We start from the raw sequence: 15,968 nt of genomic DNA on the forward strand, positions 1-15,968 counted from the left end.
TTCACATTTTTGAGAATGCTGGCAATAATTTTTTCTCTCCTCTGAAGAGTTTATAAATTCATTTTTTTTTGTAGGTTTTGATCACTTATATATAACTCAATAGCTTCTAACTTTGTTATATGATTTACTATTAGCCTACTCAGATCTGTGTTTTTAGCATTATCAGCAGTAGTAAGAGGCGTTTCCCCAGTTCGATTTACCGCATTAATATCTGCTCCTGCTTTTATTAGAGCTTGCACTACCTCTGTAGCGTTACGTTTTCTAGCTAAATTATAAGCATTTATTGAATTAATACTTAAGCCTGTTTTTATTAGATCTAGCATTGGCTTTGTATAGACATATTTAGCAGCTAAATGCAAAGGAGTCTCTCCATCATTTATTGTATTAACATCTTCTCCGTTTCTCATTAATATCTTTACTAACTCTAGCATTCCTATTCGAGCAGCAAAATGTAAAAGAGGTTTTCCTGGTATTCGATCTTGTGAGTTGATTGAGAGAGGGTATCTATCAGGATTTTCTAATATATATTCAATAACTTTTCCTCTAAGATCAAATAAAGCTGAATCCATAACCATCTTTTCTACGTCTTTTTCACCTGCAATTTGGTTATCAGAATATACTTTTGATAATAAGAATCTATAAAAGATCTGATATTCATTCCTGAATAATTTATCAAACTCAATTCTATGATCACGAAGTTCAGCTATAGCTTCAACTATTTTACAATCAATACTTCTGCTATGTATAATAAGCTTTTCAAGATTTTGTAGATGTGGAGATTTAGCTAAAGTTTCTATAGTCCGAGTGCAGTACCAAGAATCTTGAAGACTAAGCTCTTTAATATGCTTGTTGCTTTGCAAAAATTCTATGAGTTGATTTACCAATTCTTGTTGCTTCTTGCTCATTATTTCTTGGACGACTTCTTCCCTTTCTTTCTCTTATATATGCTTTTTATCATTTATTTTTTTAGTTGAAATCTTCTCATTTTGACCTAGATTTATTAGTGATAGCATAAAAGATGAAACTGAAAGTTTTTCACCTTCAACATATTGACTAAAATTAACTCTCATTGCATATTTGTTAATATTCTGACATTATTATAACAAGTATTACAATATTTATCAACTTATTAAAAATAACATAAAAACTTTTAAAAAATACTGGGTTTTGTAGTGTTACAAGAAATTTGTTTATTTACTCTTTCCAAAAACCACAAAAAAGTACCTACCTTTGTGAGAGCAGCTGAAATAAAAGCAGGGTTGTAAAAATAAAAACGCAAAGTTGTTACAACAAAGTTAGGCAAACTAGTTCGTATATAAATTTAGTGAAAGTAAGCCAATATAGATGATTTTAGCGTATAATAAAATCACTATATTAAAAAGTTCGTATGGTACACTTGGTAGACCAATCTACCCCAAAACGAACGATTCTCACCGCCTGTGGCTTTGGTTGCTGAAAATGGTTAATTCAATTGATATATTAAGTAATATATTTTGCTAAATTAATATTATCTTGCTTGCAAGAAGGATTAACGAACTTATAACAAAAACAAAATTTAAAATAAACAAGAGTTCATGTATGGAGCTCGTTATCAAAAATTATTCCAAATCTAAAAAATCTTCTAAAATAATGGTTGACAAATTTTAAGGGTGTGGTAGCTTCGACTATCTATGATACACAAATTAAGAAATGAGTAGTAAATGGCGCAAGGAGTGCGGGCGTTTGTGCTTGTTCGCCATATAGGGGCTAGAGGAATAATGTTTTATGGGTATTGATAAAATACCTACATATAAGTTTCGAGTGAATAAAGATAAAGCAGCAGAACCGTTGCCACAACGTCATCCTAGATTTGCAGTACGATCGAGGAGCTGATTTGTAGGAAAGATTTTGCTTGGATCAATATAGATATAAAACTTTCAAGAGATATTGTGATTCACTTGCAACATACACCGAAAGTTTTATATCTATATTTATAAGTAAAGCTATGTTAAGTAGAAATATGTCTGATTTACCTGTTTGTAAACAAACTACAAGAGTTTGTGAAACAGTGGGTGATGGTAACTGTTTTTTTCATGCAGTGTTTGGTGACTATACACCTGATGGGTATCGGGCTGAAAGAGCGCAAGATATGAGAATGGAATGGCATAGATTTCTTAATCAATTTACGTGTTTAAACGATGAAAGCATGCCTGCTGATTTAAAGAGTCAGTTGTACTCAGTTCTAACTACCTTTTTAGGTGAACCAGAAAAGTTAGGTAGTAACTCTCATAAAATAAAGGATTTCGCTAAAGAAGTAAATGATAAGGTTGATAAAACTTCTAATGACATTCGAGAATTAAGAGAAGCAATTGCAGCAAAGTTTCGTGAGGATGACGAATTTGCAAAGATAATATATTCAGTAATAACTGATGTGTATAATACCAGATCTTTAGGAAATAAGAAAGTTTCTCTTACTATCTCAGATTTACGTAAAGAAGAAAACAAGAATAAACTACTTGCTCCTATCGAGGAAGACACTTTCCCCTATTTATCATGTTACATTCCTGGTCTTCATATTAGAGACTATGACGTTAGATACAATCCTAAATTCATAAGCGACACGTTTATTGAAAGTGAATCCTTATATCAAGCCTATCTAGAAGAAATACAAAGTCAAAGTTATTTTATTTTCATTGAAGAAGTTCCTATTTTAGCTTCCCTATCTAATACTAGAATTATCGTCAATATTGAAGGTAATTCTGAGCAAAATGTACATGATTTTAAACCAGACTCAAGAATGATAAATACTAAGTATGTAAGGGTAGATAAATTATGGGGTAGTAAAGAGCAAGAAACAATATTTTTATCAGCAGGGCATTTCTCTAGACTCGTGCTAGGTCCAGAACAAATAGCAGGTGATTTAGCAGGTCCAAGCTGTGCAAAATAAGGATCTTCTACTGATATAAGTAGTTCTAAAAATGAAACACAAAAGCAGTCATCAATATTAAAAGTGCCTCCTGTTACAAAGAATCAAAAAAAGGCGGGACCTGCTTCAGGTATATGTCTTCTGAGTAAAGATTTTCAAGAGAACTTGACAGGTAATAATTGTCGATCTTTTCTTGAAAATTACGTTATCTCGGATCTTGGAAAGCATATCTATAAATGGACTGAAAGTAATGATATAATTTTTGGAGTTGAAGGTTGTGAAATCTTACGAGCGCAATTAAACAAGTTCAAGAAGAATAGAGATAAGAAATTAATATACATTCTTAATCAAAATTCTAACCACTGGGTAACATTGGTTGCTATCCGTGATAATAGGAAGGAAGATATTTTTTTTCTATTCAGATTCTCTTGGAGAAGGTATCGAAACGTGTCTTGTAAGTGCTACTGGTAGATGTAATGTCGGTCGTAATATGAAGAATAAAGCTTCTTCTGTTAAACGGACTTGCTTAGATGAGTTTTTAGAAAGCAATGGATACTCGAAGAATAATATTTACGATGTATCTTGCAAACAGCAGCATGACAGTCATAATTGTGGAGTATTTGCTGTGGAAAATGCGAAAGAGATTTTAAATGTAATAGGGAGTGGAAACTATGATCACGTTAAGGTAAGGGAGAGCTTAAAAAGCTTTAAAAAAGATCCTGTCTCTTTAAGAAAGGGTTTTGCTGAAGGTCTTAAAGAAATTTTAAATTCTGAGTCTACGGTAGCTAAGAAATCAGAGAGAAGTGTTAATAAGCCAAAAAAAGCTTGCAAATTAAAAAGTGGTGTTATTACTAAAAATGCTTCCGGTAATGATGATTCTTTTTTTTGCTTTTTAAGAACAAAAGAAGAGAAAGCGATGTTTGACTTCTTGTCTAAAAATCAATATATAAGCGGTATACAGTCTATTATTCGTGGATCGGGATGTAAGTCTGAAGAAGCATTCAAGGCAGCATATAATACTTTCTTTTATTCGAACGGAAAAAAAAACAGATGAGCTACAACATGTATTAGGTATTGGGTTCACTATGGATCATGTATTCTCCATTATGACTAATTCGGGAGTGAGGGTGGGGAAGTTATTCAATGAATTTCATAATGCTGTGTGCACTAAAGAAGGAGAAAAAACACCAGAACTAGAGCATATCTTGAGTACTGGACTGACTCTGTGTGATGTAAAAAATATTATGAGAGGAGTAAGAGGAAAGGCTGCAGAAATGTTTAGGAAGTTTTATGATGTATTTTTTTTTGAAGGAAAGCCCAAAGCGATACTAATCCGTCTGTCAGCAAGTGTTATGAGTATGCAAGACTTGGTCACTATTCTGGGTATGAGAGGGATCGTGCATGTGGAAGTATTGGAGAAGTTGATAAATAAGTTTTTTGATAGCGAGGGGAAAGCAAAACAGGAACTAGAGCATATGTTAAATGCTAGGTGCACTATGCATGATATATCTTACATTTTAAGTGGGTCAGGAAGGCATACTCTAAAAGTATTCAATGACTTGCATAATATTTGGTTTGATAAGGAAGGAAGAAAAAAAAAGGAGCTGTCTTGCATGTTAAACTTTGGGTTTGATTGGAAGAGTATCTCTCGTGCTTTGGGTAAATCAGGAGACAAGTCTCCAGAAATGTTTAATCAACTTCATAGTATATTTTTTTCGAAAGATGGATCGGAAAAGTTAAGGCTCATGTTAGATAATGGATTGACTGTCTCTCATATCCTATCCATTGTAAATAAATCAAAATTAAATTTTTCAAAAGCATTCGACTCGTTCTATAAAGTATTGTTTGATGAAAAAAAAGAAAGAACAAAAGAATTCAACGATTACTTAGAATGCGGTTTTACTTTAACTAGAATATTCAACGTTATATCTATTTCATCAGCAAAGATTGCAGATGTATTTAAGGATTTCCATGATGCTTTGTTTTTTATCGTAAATCAAGAAAGCAGGATATCCTATATATCGCGCAGATGTCTGAATAGTGAGAAGGTGTCCTCCTTAATGATTGGAGCGGGATCAAAGGCTCCAGGAGCATTCGAGAAATTGTATGATGCCTTATTTGATAATAGAGGACAGCCATCATCAAAACTACAGGATATACTAAGAGCTGGATTATCTTTGACTGTTGTGTTCAGCATCCTAGGTGGATCGGGAGCAAAGGTTGAAGAAGCATTCAAGAATTTGCATGGTATTTTATTTAAGTCGGATGGAGAGAAAACAAATGAGCTAAATCATATAATAGGTAGCGGGATATATTTGCCTGGTATAGCCAGCGTTTTGCATGGATCAGGATCAAAGGCTCCAAAAGCATTCAAGAATTTGCATGATGTTTTATTTAAGTCGGATGGAGGGAAAACAGATGAGCTAAGTCATATAATAGATAGCGGGATACATTTTTCTAGTATAACCAGTATCCCAAGTGGATCAGGAGCAAAGGCTGCAGAGGCATTCAAGAATTTGCATGATGTTTTATTTGAGTCGGATGGACAACAAACAGATGAGCTAAGTCGTATGTTAAATTGCGGGGTGAGATTTTTTGCATATCCAACGTTTTGAGTGGAGCGGGATTAAAGGCTGCAGAAGCATTCAAGAATTTGCATAATGCTTTATTTGATAAGGAAGGAAAGGCCACAAATATTCTATCAAGTATTACAAATAGCGGTCTCAAGTTATCTTTCGTGTTTAGCTTGATAAATAAAGCAAAGGCAGCGGCTGCAGATGAATTAAAGAATTTACATAAGATCTTTTTTGATAATAAAAGCAAAAAAATACAGAATATGTTAAGTAAAAGTGTAGATTTTGCCAGTGTGTCCAGTATTTTGGGTGGATCAGGATCAAAGGCTTCAGAAACATTCAATAATTTGTATGATATTTTGTTTAAGTCGGACGGAGAGAAAACAAATAAGCTAAATCATATAATAGATAGCGATATAGATTTTGCCAATTTATCCAGTATTTTAAGTGGATCAGGAGTAAAGGCTCCAAAAGCATTCAACGATTTGTATGGTGTTTTGTTTGATTTGGACGACAATCAACAATGCAGGCTGGATTATATATTACGAAACGGGATTAGGTTTTCTAGCATATCTAGTATTTTATGCGGATCAGGAGCAAAGGCTGCAGAAGCATTCAAGAATTTGTATGATGTTTTGTTTGATGGTTCGGGAAGAAAAAAAAACAGAGTTAGAGCATATACTAAACGAAGGTATAGATTTTGCCAGTGTGTCCAGTATTTTAAGTGGATCAGGAGCAAAGGCTGCAGAAGCATTCAAGAATTTGCATAATGTTTTATTTGATTCGAACAGAAATCAAAAAAGTAGGCTAAAGTGTATATTAAGTAGCGAGATAAATTTTTCTAGCATATCCCATATTTTGAGTAAGGTAGGAGCAAATGCTCCAGAGGCATTCAAGAATTTGTATGATGTTTTGTTTGATGGTTCGGGAAGAAAAAAAACAGAGTTAGAGCATATACTAAACGAAGGTATAGATTTTGCCAGTGTGTCCAGTATTTTAAGTGGATCAGGAGCAAAGGCTGCAGGGGCATTCAAGAATTTGCACGGTGTTTTGTTTAAGTCAGATGGGAGGAAAACAGATGAGCTAATTGATATGACAGATAGGGGTATAGATTTTGCCAGCCTTTCCAATATTCTATCTTCGGCGGGAGCTGGGATTGGAGAAGTATTCTATGAGCTCTACTATGCATTTGATTTGAAGGGAAAAGAAACAGGTAAGCTAAGTCGTATATTAGATATCGGTATAGATTTTGTGAGCATTTCGACTATTATGGCTAGGTTAGGACCACGTGCTCCAGAAGTATTTAATAGGTTGTATGATGCTTTGTTTTCTTTGGATAAAAGTCAACGATGCAAGATAGAGTATATGCAAAAAAGAAAAGTGAACTTTTCTAGCATATCTTCTATTTTAAAAAGGACAGGAGTAGAGGCTCCAAAAGCATTCAATGGGTTGTATGATGCTTTGTTTGATTTGGACCACAATCAACGGTGCAAGCTAGATTATATATTACAAAGCAGGGTTAGTTTTTCTAGCATATCTTCTATTTTAAAAAATGCAGGAGAAGGGGCTCCAAAAGCATTCAATGGGTTGTATGATGCTTTGTTTGATTTTAATGGAAGAGAAACAGATAAGCTAACGAATGTATTAAGTAGCGGGATAGCTTTTTCTAGCATATCTGGTATTTTATGCGGATCAGGAATAAAGGCTCCAGAAGCATTCAAGAATTTGTATAGTGTTTTGTTTGATTCGAGCGGAAATCAAAAAAGTAGGCTAGAGTGTATATTAAATAGCAGGGTAGATTTTTCTAGCATATCCCATATTTTGACCGAGACAGGAGCAAATGCTCCAGAGGCATTCAAGAATTTGTATGATGTTTTGTTTGATAGCTCGGGAAGAGAAAGACCAGAGTTAGAGCGTATATTAAACATAGGTATAAATTTTTCCAGCCTTTCCCATATTATAGGGGTGGGAGCAAATGCTCCAGAGGCATTCAAGAATTTGTATGATGTTTTGTTTGATAGTTCGGGAAGAGAAAGACCAGAGTTAGAGCGTATATTAAACATTGGTGTAGATTTTACCAATGTGTCCAGTATTTTAAGTGGATCAGGAACAAAGGCTGCAGAAGCATTCAAGAAATTATGTAATGTTTTGTTTGATTTGGACGACAATCAACTATGCAAGCTGGATTATATATTACAAAGCGGGATAGCTTTTTCTAGCATATCTAGTATTTTAAGTGGATCAGGAACAAAGGCTGCAGAAGCATTTAAAGATTTTTATGATGCTTTATTTGATGAGGAGGGAGGGAAAACAGATGAGCTAAGTCATATAATAGATAGCGATATAGATTTTGCCAGTTTGTCCAGTATTTTAAGTGGAGCGGGATTAAAGGCTGCAGAAGCATTCAAGAATTTGTATGGTGTTTTGTTTAAGTCAGATGGAGGGAAAACAGATGAGCTAAGTCATATAATAGATAGCGGTATAGGCTTTGCCAATGTGTTCAGTATTTTAAGAAGATCGGGAACAAAGGCTGCAGAAGCATTTAAGAATTTGTATGGTGTTTTGTTTAAGTCAGATGGAGGGAAAACAGATGAGCTAAGTCATATAATAGATAGCGGTATAGATTTTGCCAGTTTGTCCAGTATTTTAAGTGGATCAGGAGGAAAGGCTGCAGAGGCATTCAAGAAATTATATGATGTTTTGTTTGATTCGAGCGGAAATCAAAAGTGTATATTTGATCAAGAGTTAAATGTAACTCATTTTTTCAATATTTTAGCCTGTTCTGGAGAAAAGGCTCCAGAAATTCTCAAGGATTTTTATGATGCTTTTTCTGATAATAAAGTGGACCTAGAAGCGGATTTACAATGTATGTTAAGCAACCAAATGGCTCCGGACAATATATCCGATATTTTATATGGATCAGGATTGAATGCTAAAAGTTGTTTTAAGGACTTGCGGTATGCTCTTTTTGATAGTAATGGAGCTGTGGTGCAAGATCTGGACGATATGTTAAAAATGAAATAACTATATGTGATCTATCCAATATATTAAGTAAAACAGGAATAAAGGCTCCAGAAGTATTCAAGAGATTTTATCATGTTTTGTTTGATGATAAAAGAAAGCCGAAACGAGAGCTAAAGGATATGTTGTTTCACAAGATAAGTCTTGGGGATATATTCAACATTTTGGGTGGAGAAGGAGAAGTTTCTCCAGAAGCATTCAGGAAATTGCACGGTGTTTTGTTTAAGTCAGATGGGAGGAAAACAGATGAGCTAAGTCATATAATAGATAGCGGTATAGATTTTGCCAGTGTATCCAGTATTTTAAGTGGATCAGGAGCAAAGGCTGCAGAAGCATTTAAAGATTTTTATGATGCTTTATTTGATAAGGAGGGAGGTAAAAAACCAAATCTAGAACGTATATTGAATGAAAAAATAAGTTTTGTTGAAATATCTCGTGTCTTGTATGGAACAGGAGCGAAAGCTAAAGAGCGTTTTAATCAGTTATGTGGTTTTTGGTTTGATTTTGAGGGAGAAGAAGTGAGCGATGTTTATATAGCTTCTATCTTTAATCTTAAGGTGCTCAAAAACAATTCAGTATTTGGTCTTCCTGAAAATATTGCTCAAATCTGTGTCTGCTTATCAACATGGTCATCAGAGATGCTAATGGGTAAGAATGTCCAATCCCTCAGTGATAAGCTTATAAAAAATGTAAAAAAAATCTCCGCGCAGTTTAAGTTTCAGGATATTGCTCCTATCTATAATGCGATAACAAAATTATATGAAAGTAAACAACGATCAGCTAGTTTTTCTCATGCTAATTTTGATAACAGTATTTACAATGATTGTGTTTCTGATCTTGCAGCTCGTGCTATTGCCATCGCTCCTGTAAAACATAATATACGATACATTATGAATACAGTCTTTAGCTTATCTAGATTGACCCATGCAGGTTTAGTGATAGATGAAGACCTATTATGTGAGTTAATTCGTTCTTTGACAAAAGGCCTTGGTGATTGTCGATTAGATAGTAGCTATTCCGATGAAAATTACTTATGTATTCGTGTTCTTGTTAATTCTTTATGTACACTTGTTTATCTCATTTATCAAAACGGAGAAAGAGATGCTATTATTAATAAGGAGCTTGCTCAAGGTATGCTAAGAATGGTTTCTAATTTAAATAGTCTTCAGAAGGATGTTAAATCTTCTACTGAGATATTGTCTATATTAGGTAGAGTATCTAAACTGACGAAAGACAAAGTAGAGATAAAATTCTTCCAAAGGACTATTGGTAGGGTATTATACAGACTACACTTTATTGGTGAGCATCGAAATGATGATTTAGAAAAAAAAGCTCTTTCCGTCGTTCATGAGTTGTCAGATGAATTAAAAAATTTACTACATTCAGATTGGTACCTGGACTATCTTTTAGGCAAAACAAGAGTGGAAGGTCATTTGAAGCGCACGAAAGGAGAATCTCCAATCACTAGTGATAATATACTTATTGATGAGGACCAACCAGAAAAGTATACGTTAAAACAAATTAAGGAACAAGGCAAAATTAAGTACAAGGCAGGTATTGAAGATCAAATTAAGTATAATTACCGTGCATTGGGCTTAAATTCTGACTTTAATGTAGAGAAAAATGATTCTAGTATTATACTTGCAAAAATTGCCTGCTTAGAAGAAGAAACGGTTTATGGGTTGTTTTTGAATACCCAAGAAAGAATATCTCCTAAAGCTTTCTTGGGAACGGGTAATAGGGAAATGAACGAGTGTACTCTGGAACGTTATTCACAAATATCTACAAATTCAGAGAAAGAAAGAAACTGGGTAAGTTACTTAAATCATGCATCGATAGGCACCAGTAATGTTGTTGCCACTTTAAATAGGATTCAAAGACATGCCTGTTTCATCTTGAGTACAAGTAGAGAAATTTTGCCTGGTCATCAACTGCTTTTTAATTATAAGCAAGATTGTTCTCGTAAATTAGATTCTACTCCTATCTACCTGCATTCACTGATAATTACAAGTCACCTTCACAACGTTATAATAGCACAAAAGATTTTTATTATGATTATGTTTTCTCTTTAGAGAAAGAGATTGCTAGAGGTTTAGGGTACCGCGGGCAAAAGTATTTTGTGGTAACTAAATTATTCAAAGAAATATACGATAATAGTCTTTCGCAGGCAGGTTGTGCGCCAGACACTATAGCTGCATTGTCAGAAGGATCGAATATGCCGATCTATGCGGTAACTTTGAAAAATAAGAAATGGAATTTTGATAAATATAGCGAACAACAATAGATAGTTCCTTTAATGCTTGCATGTTATTTGGGACAGGAGGATATCATAAAAGTGTTATTGGAAAGAGATTACGTTGATGTTACTCGTCGTTCATTACATGATGGATATAATGCATTGACTTTTACAGTCATCAGTAGAAGAACTGATTCAGAAACAAAAAAAAGGATCCTTGGTCGTTTGATTGAGAAGATAAGTACAATAGATAAGATGCATGACAATGCAAAGCAGGTAGTGATGTTTGTATCTGAGGTGCTATGTTCTACCGATTCCCTTGGTTACAACCTATTTGATCACCTGATGAGTGCGGGTGAGTATTTGTTGTATCAAGAATTTTACAAAAAACTTTCTCCGCAATCGCAGAGGAAAGTTGCAAGAAAGTTTATAATTGAAAGAGGAATATTCAATGTTGTATTTAGCTTGGGTGATTTAGAATATATTAAAATAGTAAACTTATTGCTAAAAAAAGTTTCAGTCAAAATGATAAAAGAATGTTGGAGAGTAGACCGGCGGAACTTCCCCACCAGTCTCTCGCAGAACTGTGCATGAACCTCTCAGCTCACACAGCTCCCATTATTTAGCCTTTTGATCCTTGTCCTAGTTCCCAGTGGTAGAAAATATTTGGAGACCTTTTTCTCACCTTTCCTAGAAATTGGCTCGCTAGTCTTCCATGAGCTCGAAGTTTCTTATATTTTTTCCTAGCCCACTTTATTAGGTATCTCTCTATATTTCTGAGAGTTGGATGCATCTCTGATTTATAAAACCTGCCATAATACTGAAACCAGCCTCTGACTATGGGATTTACTTTCTTTGATATCTCCTCCATGGTTGTAGATGTTTGCCTGTGTATTTTCCATGATTTTATAGCTTGGTGGATCTTTTTCTTGGCTTTGTTGCTAATTGCAGGCATAAATAAGACTCTATAACCCTTAACTTTGTTCTTTGCTAACCTAGGTCTAAAAGTGTAGCCTAGAAAATCAAAGCTTTGTTTGGGAAATTCGCCCTTCCTGTAGTGGTCCTTACAGTACACTATTTGTGTCTTCTCAGGATGTAGTTTTAGCTTATACTCAGCCAATCTTTTTCCGATCATTACCTTGATAAATTCCGCCTGCTTCTGAGTTTTGCAGTGTACTATCGCGTCGTCTACATACCTCTCAAATGGCATGGTTGGATAGTTTTGTCTCATCCACATATCAAATACATGATGCATAAATATGTTCGAAATTATAGGGCTTATTATACCACCTTGCGGGGTACCTGCAGTTGTGGGATACAGAGTTTTTGATTCTAGGAAGCCAGCTTTTAACCAACTATGCAGAATTTTTTTCTCCATAGGAATATGCTTCATAAGCCATTCATGATTAATGTTGTCAAAGCATCCTTTGATATCACCTTCAAGTATCCATTGTAGTTGATTACGACTTGCCAGTAACAAATGACAAGCTACTGTAGCATCTGCACAGGATCTTTTAGGTCTAAAGCCATAGGAGTGACGATCACTGATCGTTTCAGCTATCGGTTCCAGAGCAAACAGATATAATGCTTGCATGGCTCTATCTTTTATCGTTGGTATTCCAAGAGGTCTTCTTTTGCCATTAGATTTACTGATATAAATCCGTTTTAGCGGAGAAGGTTTATATCCTCTTTGCTTTAACTGCTTTATTCCTTGAAATTTAGCATTGCAAGTTGACCATAGTTGACGATCTACACCCGCTGTGTTTTTTCCTTGGTTTTCAGTTACTCTCTTAACAGCCAAAGCTTTTCCGCTAAAAGAGCGTGTGAGAAGATGTTGTAAAGTTTTTACATTACATGCATTTAGCCTTCCTCCAGATGCTAATACTTGGTCTATGGCTTTATGCAATTCATTTACGCTTTTTGCCTCTACTACAGAACTCTTAAACCAGCTTAACTTTTCACTTTCGCTTGCATTTGGCTTTATTTTTTTTAAAGCTGAAGTAAATGGATTTAAATATTCTGCTTGATCGTTTAAAGGTTTTGTACCATATATATAATCAAGCCCTTTTCCATAGTTGATTTGAACGTCTCTATTAGAGGAGGGCACTTCTCCAGGTTTTTTAGCCTTATTAATTTTGCTTACAAAAGTAGGCTGCTGGCTAGTACGACCAATTCCTACAATAGCATTTAACATCTCACCTTTTGATAATTTATCAAGATCAACGTTTAACTCGTAAACACCTCCCCCTTTATCACTAAAAGGTACAATTATTTTATTATTCATATTAGCCTCCGCTATTTTTCTAAGTGTACAGTTATTATACACCTCATTACTCATTGTAAATTATAGTGAGCAGATTTGCAAATACTTTCTGCTATAACAATCCGTTTTCTCGAAAGCTAAAATAGCCTGCACTTGTGATAACAATGTGATCAAACAATCTAACGCTTACAGTACTACACGCTGCTGCCAAGCTCTTTGTTACTGCTTGATCTTCTTCTGAAGGTTCTAAGCGTCCCCCAGGATGGTTGTGTGACATTATTACTAATGTTGCATTCTTTATTAATGCTTTTCTTATAATTTCCTTTATGTACACCGGTGCTTTTTCCATTTCACCAATATAGAGTTCTTCTCCGATTAGTTGGCGCCTTTTATTCAAGTACAGTATTTTTACACATTCCCTCTCTGCATGACCTATACTTACGTTCAAGTATTCTACTAGCCCTTGTAAGTCCATGATTGGTTCTCCCTTGAGCTTTTCTCTCAGTACCCTTTCTAGTGTTTCCTTAACGCACATAATCATTGCTACTGCAGAATCAGTTACTCCTTCTATGACTTTCAGGTCATCCATTTCTCGACCTAAAATCCTTCCTACTCCTGCATAAGTATTCACCAGATTTTTAGCAATTTCTTGAGCTTGTGGCCTTTCATGTACTGCACTTAAAAATGTTTCCATTATTTCACGATCAAGTAGTGCTTTGCCTTTGCTTTCTAATATTCTGAATTCGATTTCTTCTTTACTTTTATTCATATAATTTACCCTTCACTAACAACAAACTTTTTTTAAATATTTACTGCTGTTTTTTATCAGCATTGGCATAGAGCCATAGCTTTCGAGTGAAGTCAAATCAATTTTTCAATCTTTTTTACTTATTTTTTTATCAAAAAGTAAAGATATTAACAGATGCTTATTTATCTAATTGAAAATTAATTCTTCATGTAAAAAAAATTGTTATTAATCAATTATTTTAGAAATAACATCAGTAGAAAAACCTAACTGAAGTAAATTATTTGTAACTTTCATTTCCTCTATTTTATCAATCTTCTCTTTGTAAATTTGCTTTCTTTGCAATAAAAATTCTACCCATATATTCAGTTCATCTCGTGATTCTTGATTATCAATTCTTCTATATTCTCTTGCCAAACTTAATAATTCACTTTCTCCTTCGCAATCATTTTCTTTGTACTCCTTTATCAGATCTTCAGCATTCACTGATAATTCTCTTGCTATCTCCCACAACCTTTCACTTAAAAGAGTAACGCTACCTTGTTCATAGTGATGTATCTGTGAGGAACCTATATTAAGCTTTTTTGCTAATTCTTCTTGTGTATATCCTCTTATTATTCTCCACTTTTTTATCTCTTGTCCTCCGTTTGGCTCGTATCTCTCTTTATCAGCATATTCTTCAGTTGATAAGCCCGTTGCTCGATAGATAATGTCAGTAACAAACCCAGCTTTAACTAGATTCTTTGCAATTCTTATTCTTGCTGCTTTTATATTACTTTCTTCTTCAGCTCGGACAGACTTGCTTAATACATAAATTGCTTTGTGTCCTCCTGTTTTTTCTATGAAATTATACAGTTCCTGGCTTCTAGCTTCATCAAAACAACAGCTCTCTCTTAGTACTTTTCGTCTTGGAAAGAGATTTCCAACAGGAATTGATAATGCCCCTGCTAATATTTTTAACTTTTCAATTGGAATGCCACATGTTCCTTGTTCATATCTTAGCAGTGTATGATAGTTTATGTTTGCTTTGCCTGCTAAGTTTTTTAGGGTATATTTTCTTTTTAACCTCCAGCTCCTTACTTTTTGTGCTATTTGGTACCTTATGGAAACAGTGGTATACTTTGCCATACAGAAATAAATATTATACAGGTTGACATAAATCAAAATTGTTGAACATTTCTTCAAAATTGTGTATAATTATTAATGCTTTTTATCTTACTTTCTCATGGCTTTATCTAAATTTCTTGATGCACGCAACGATTATGCCTTCAAAAGAATATTTGGCACTGAGAAAAACAAAGATATTCTCATTCATTTCTTGAACGATATTTTAGGCTTCACTGGCTTAGCTGCTATTCACGATGTTGAATTCTTAGCTACCATTTTGGACCCTGAAATTGCCGCTAAAAAGCAGAGTATTGTCGATGTTCTTTGTAAAGACTCTCAAGGTTCAAGATATATTATAGAAATGCAGTTCACTAAGACCAAGGGCTTCGAAAAACGTGCTCAATATTATGCTGCCAAAGCATACTCAAGTCAAGCTGATCAAGGTGATAATTATCATAATCTCAAGGAAATTATCTTTATTGCTGTTGCTGATTGTATCATCTTTCCAGATAAGGCTGAGTACAAATCTAATCATGTCATTTTAGATCAAAATAGCTTTGAACATGACTTAAAGGATTTTTACTTCGTATTCATAGAACTACCAAAATTTACAAAGACAAAAGAAGACCAACTAGAAAATATAGTAGAAAAATGGTGTTACTTTTTTCGATATGCAGCAGAAACAAACGAAGAGGACCTAGATAAAATAGTTGGTAGTGACGTAATAATAAAACGAGCTTATGAAGAGATGAATAAGTTTAATTGGTCAGAAGAAGAGTTACTAGCATATGAACAAATGAAGAAACGCATAATGGATGAGATTGCTGCTTTTGCTCAAAAATTTGATGAGGGTCTTAAAGTAGGTCACGAAAAAGGCAGACAAGAAGGCATCCAAATCGGCCATCAAAAAGGTAAAATTGAAGGTAAAATTGAAGGTAAAATTGAAGTTGCAAAAAATTCACTCAAGGCCGGTGTCCCTATAGATGTTATAGCTCAAATTACCGGTCTCTCTCATTCTGAAATTTTACAACTCAGGGAAAAAACATAAATACTACAACTTATTCACTTCAACATTTATGAAAATCTTTCCTCAGTTAAACATATCCTATAATTAAGAG

General features: G+C 34.3%; 12 protein-coding genes and 2 pseudogenes. 8 read left to right on the forward strand and 6 right to left on the reverse strand.

Features of this window, described 5'->3' with window-relative positions:
• Positions 1 to 50: 50 nt before the first annotated feature.
• On the reverse strand, positions 51 to 905 hold the full coding sequence (locus OPR44_RS02210; protein WP_265015190.1) for an ankyrin repeat domain-containing protein: 855 nt from the start codon (positions 903 to 905) through the stop codon (positions 51 to 53).
• Positions 906 to 938: 33 nt separating this feature from the next.
• Complete coding sequence (locus OPR44_RS02215) at positions 939 to 1,070, reverse strand: hypothetical protein (RefSeq protein WP_265015191.1); 132 nt, start codon at positions 1,068 to 1,070, stop codon at positions 939 to 941.
• Positions 1,071 to 1,984: 914 nt separating this feature from the next.
• On the opposite strand from OPR44_RS02215, the gene OPR44_RS02220 reads away from it, so the two are divergent.
• From OPR44_RS02220 to OPR44_RS02250, 7 genes are all read left to right on the forward strand, one after another.
• Positions 1,985 to 2,926: a hypothetical protein gene (locus tag OPR44_RS02220; RefSeq protein ID WP_265015192.1), complete on the forward strand. Its 942-nt coding sequence runs from the start codon at positions 1,985 to 1,987 to the stop codon at positions 2,924 to 2,926.
• Positions 2,927 to 3,395: 469 nt separating this feature from the next.
• The gene (locus OPR44_RS02225) at positions 3,396 to 3,959 is read left to right on the forward strand and encodes a hypothetical protein (RefSeq protein WP_265015193.1); all 564 of its coding nucleotides are present in this window, start codon (positions 3,396 to 3,398) and stop codon (positions 3,957 to 3,959) included.
• A gap of 31 nt (positions 3,960 to 3,990) precedes the next feature.
• Positions 3,991 to 5,520 (forward strand): hypothetical protein, encoded by a 1,530-nt coding sequence (locus tag OPR44_RS02230; RefSeq protein ID WP_265015194.1) that lies wholly within the window; start codon positions 3,991 to 3,993, stop codon positions 5,518 to 5,520.
• A gap of 600 nt (positions 5,521 to 6,120) precedes the next feature.
• Complete coding sequence (locus tag OPR44_RS02235) at positions 6,121 to 8,502, forward strand: hypothetical protein (protein WP_265015195.1); 2,382 nt, start codon at positions 6,121 to 6,123, stop codon at positions 8,500 to 8,502.
• Positions 8,503 to 8,579: 77 nt separating this feature from the next.
• Entirely contained in the window at positions 8,580 to 10,571 is a 1,992-nt protein-coding gene (locus OPR44_RS02240; RefSeq protein ID WP_265015196.1) for an SET domain-containing protein, read from the forward strand.
• Positions 10,572 to 10,618: 47 nt separating this feature from the next.
• Entirely contained in the window at positions 10,619 to 10,783 is a 165-nt protein-coding gene (locus OPR44_RS02245; RefSeq protein ID WP_265015197.1) for a hypothetical protein, read from the forward strand.
• A gap of 27 nt (positions 10,784 to 10,810) precedes the next feature.
• On the forward strand, positions 10,811 to 11,329 hold the full coding sequence (locus OPR44_RS02250) for a hypothetical protein (RefSeq protein WP_265015198.1): 519 nt from the start codon (positions 10,811 to 10,813) through the stop codon (positions 11,327 to 11,329).
• Positions 11,330 to 11,357: 28 nt separating this feature from the next.
• Here OPR44_RS02250 and ltrA read toward each other — a convergent pair.
• From ltrA to wmk, 4 genes and pseudogenes are all read right to left on the reverse strand, one after another.
• Positions 11,358 to 12,482: pseudogene (gene ltrA / locus OPR44_RS02255) on the reverse strand (group II intron reverse transcriptase/maturase); the annotation flags it as partial.
• A 9-nt stretch (positions 12,483 to 12,491) separates the two neighbouring features.
• A pseudogene (locus OPR44_RS08740) lies at positions 12,492 to 13,019 on the reverse strand (reverse transcriptase N-terminal domain-containing protein); the annotation flags it as partial.
• 91 nt (positions 13,020 to 13,110) lie between these two features.
• The gene (locus OPR44_RS02260) at positions 13,111 to 13,767 is read right to left on the reverse strand and encodes a JAB domain-containing protein (protein ID WP_265015200.1); all 657 of its coding nucleotides are present in this window, start codon (positions 13,765 to 13,767) and stop codon (positions 13,111 to 13,113) included.
• A 204-nt stretch (positions 13,768 to 13,971) separates the two neighbouring features.
• The gene (gene wmk / locus OPR44_RS02265; RefSeq protein ID WP_265015201.1) at positions 13,972 to 14,871 is read right to left on the reverse strand and encodes a WO male-killing family protein Wmk; all 900 of its coding nucleotides are present in this window, start codon (positions 14,869 to 14,871) and stop codon (positions 13,972 to 13,974) included.
• A 97-nt stretch (positions 14,872 to 14,968) separates the two neighbouring features.
• On the opposite strand from wmk, the gene OPR44_RS02270 reads away from it, so the two are divergent.
• A complete protein-coding gene (locus tag OPR44_RS02270) occupies positions 14,969 to 15,898 on the forward strand; it encodes an Rpn family recombination-promoting nuclease/putative transposase (RefSeq protein WP_265015202.1) in 930 nt (309 codons plus the stop codon).
• The last annotated feature ends 70 nt before the right edge of the window (positions 15,899 to 15,968 follow it).

The organism is Wolbachia endosymbiont (group B) of Camptogramma bilineatum, assembly GCF_947251825.1.
Classification (GTDB): Bacteria; Pseudomonadota; Alphaproteobacteria; order Rickettsiales; family Anaplasmataceae; genus Wolbachia.

Bases quoted from the DNA above. Each gene is read 5' to 3' on its own strand.
- wmk (WP_265015201.1), bottom strand. From the start codon at position 14,871: ATGGCAAAGTATACCACTGTTTCCATAAGGTACCAAATAGCACAAAAA.
- OPR44_RS02235 (WP_265015195.1), top strand. From the start codon at position 6,121: ATGGTTCGGGAAGAAAAAAAAACAGAGTTAGAGCATATACTAAACGAA.
- OPR44_RS02220 (WP_265015192.1), top strand. From the start codon at position 1,985: ATGTTAAGTAGAAATATGTCTGATTTACCTGTTTGTAAACAAACTACA.
- OPR44_RS02215 (WP_265015191.1), bottom strand. From the start codon at position 1,070: ATGAGAGTTAATTTTAGTCAATATGTTGAAGGTGAAAAACTTTCAGTT.
- OPR44_RS02225 (WP_265015193.1), top strand. From the start codon at position 3,396: ATGAAGAATAAAGCTTCTTCTGTTAAACGGACTTGCTTAGATGAGTTT.
- OPR44_RS02260 (WP_265015200.1), bottom strand. From the start codon at position 13,767: ATGAATAAAAGTAAAGAAGAAATCGAATTCAGAATATTAGAAAGCAAA.
- OPR44_RS02230 (WP_265015194.1), top strand. From the start codon at position 3,991: ATGGATCATGTATTCTCCATTATGACTAATTCGGGAGTGAGGGTGGGG.
- OPR44_RS02210 (WP_265015190.1), bottom strand. From the start codon at position 905: ATGAGCAAGAAGCAACAAGAATTGGTAAATCAACTCATAGAATTTTTG.
- OPR44_RS02270 (WP_265015202.1), top strand. From the start codon at position 14,969: ATGGCTTTATCTAAATTTCTTGATGCACGCAACGATTATGCCTTCAAA.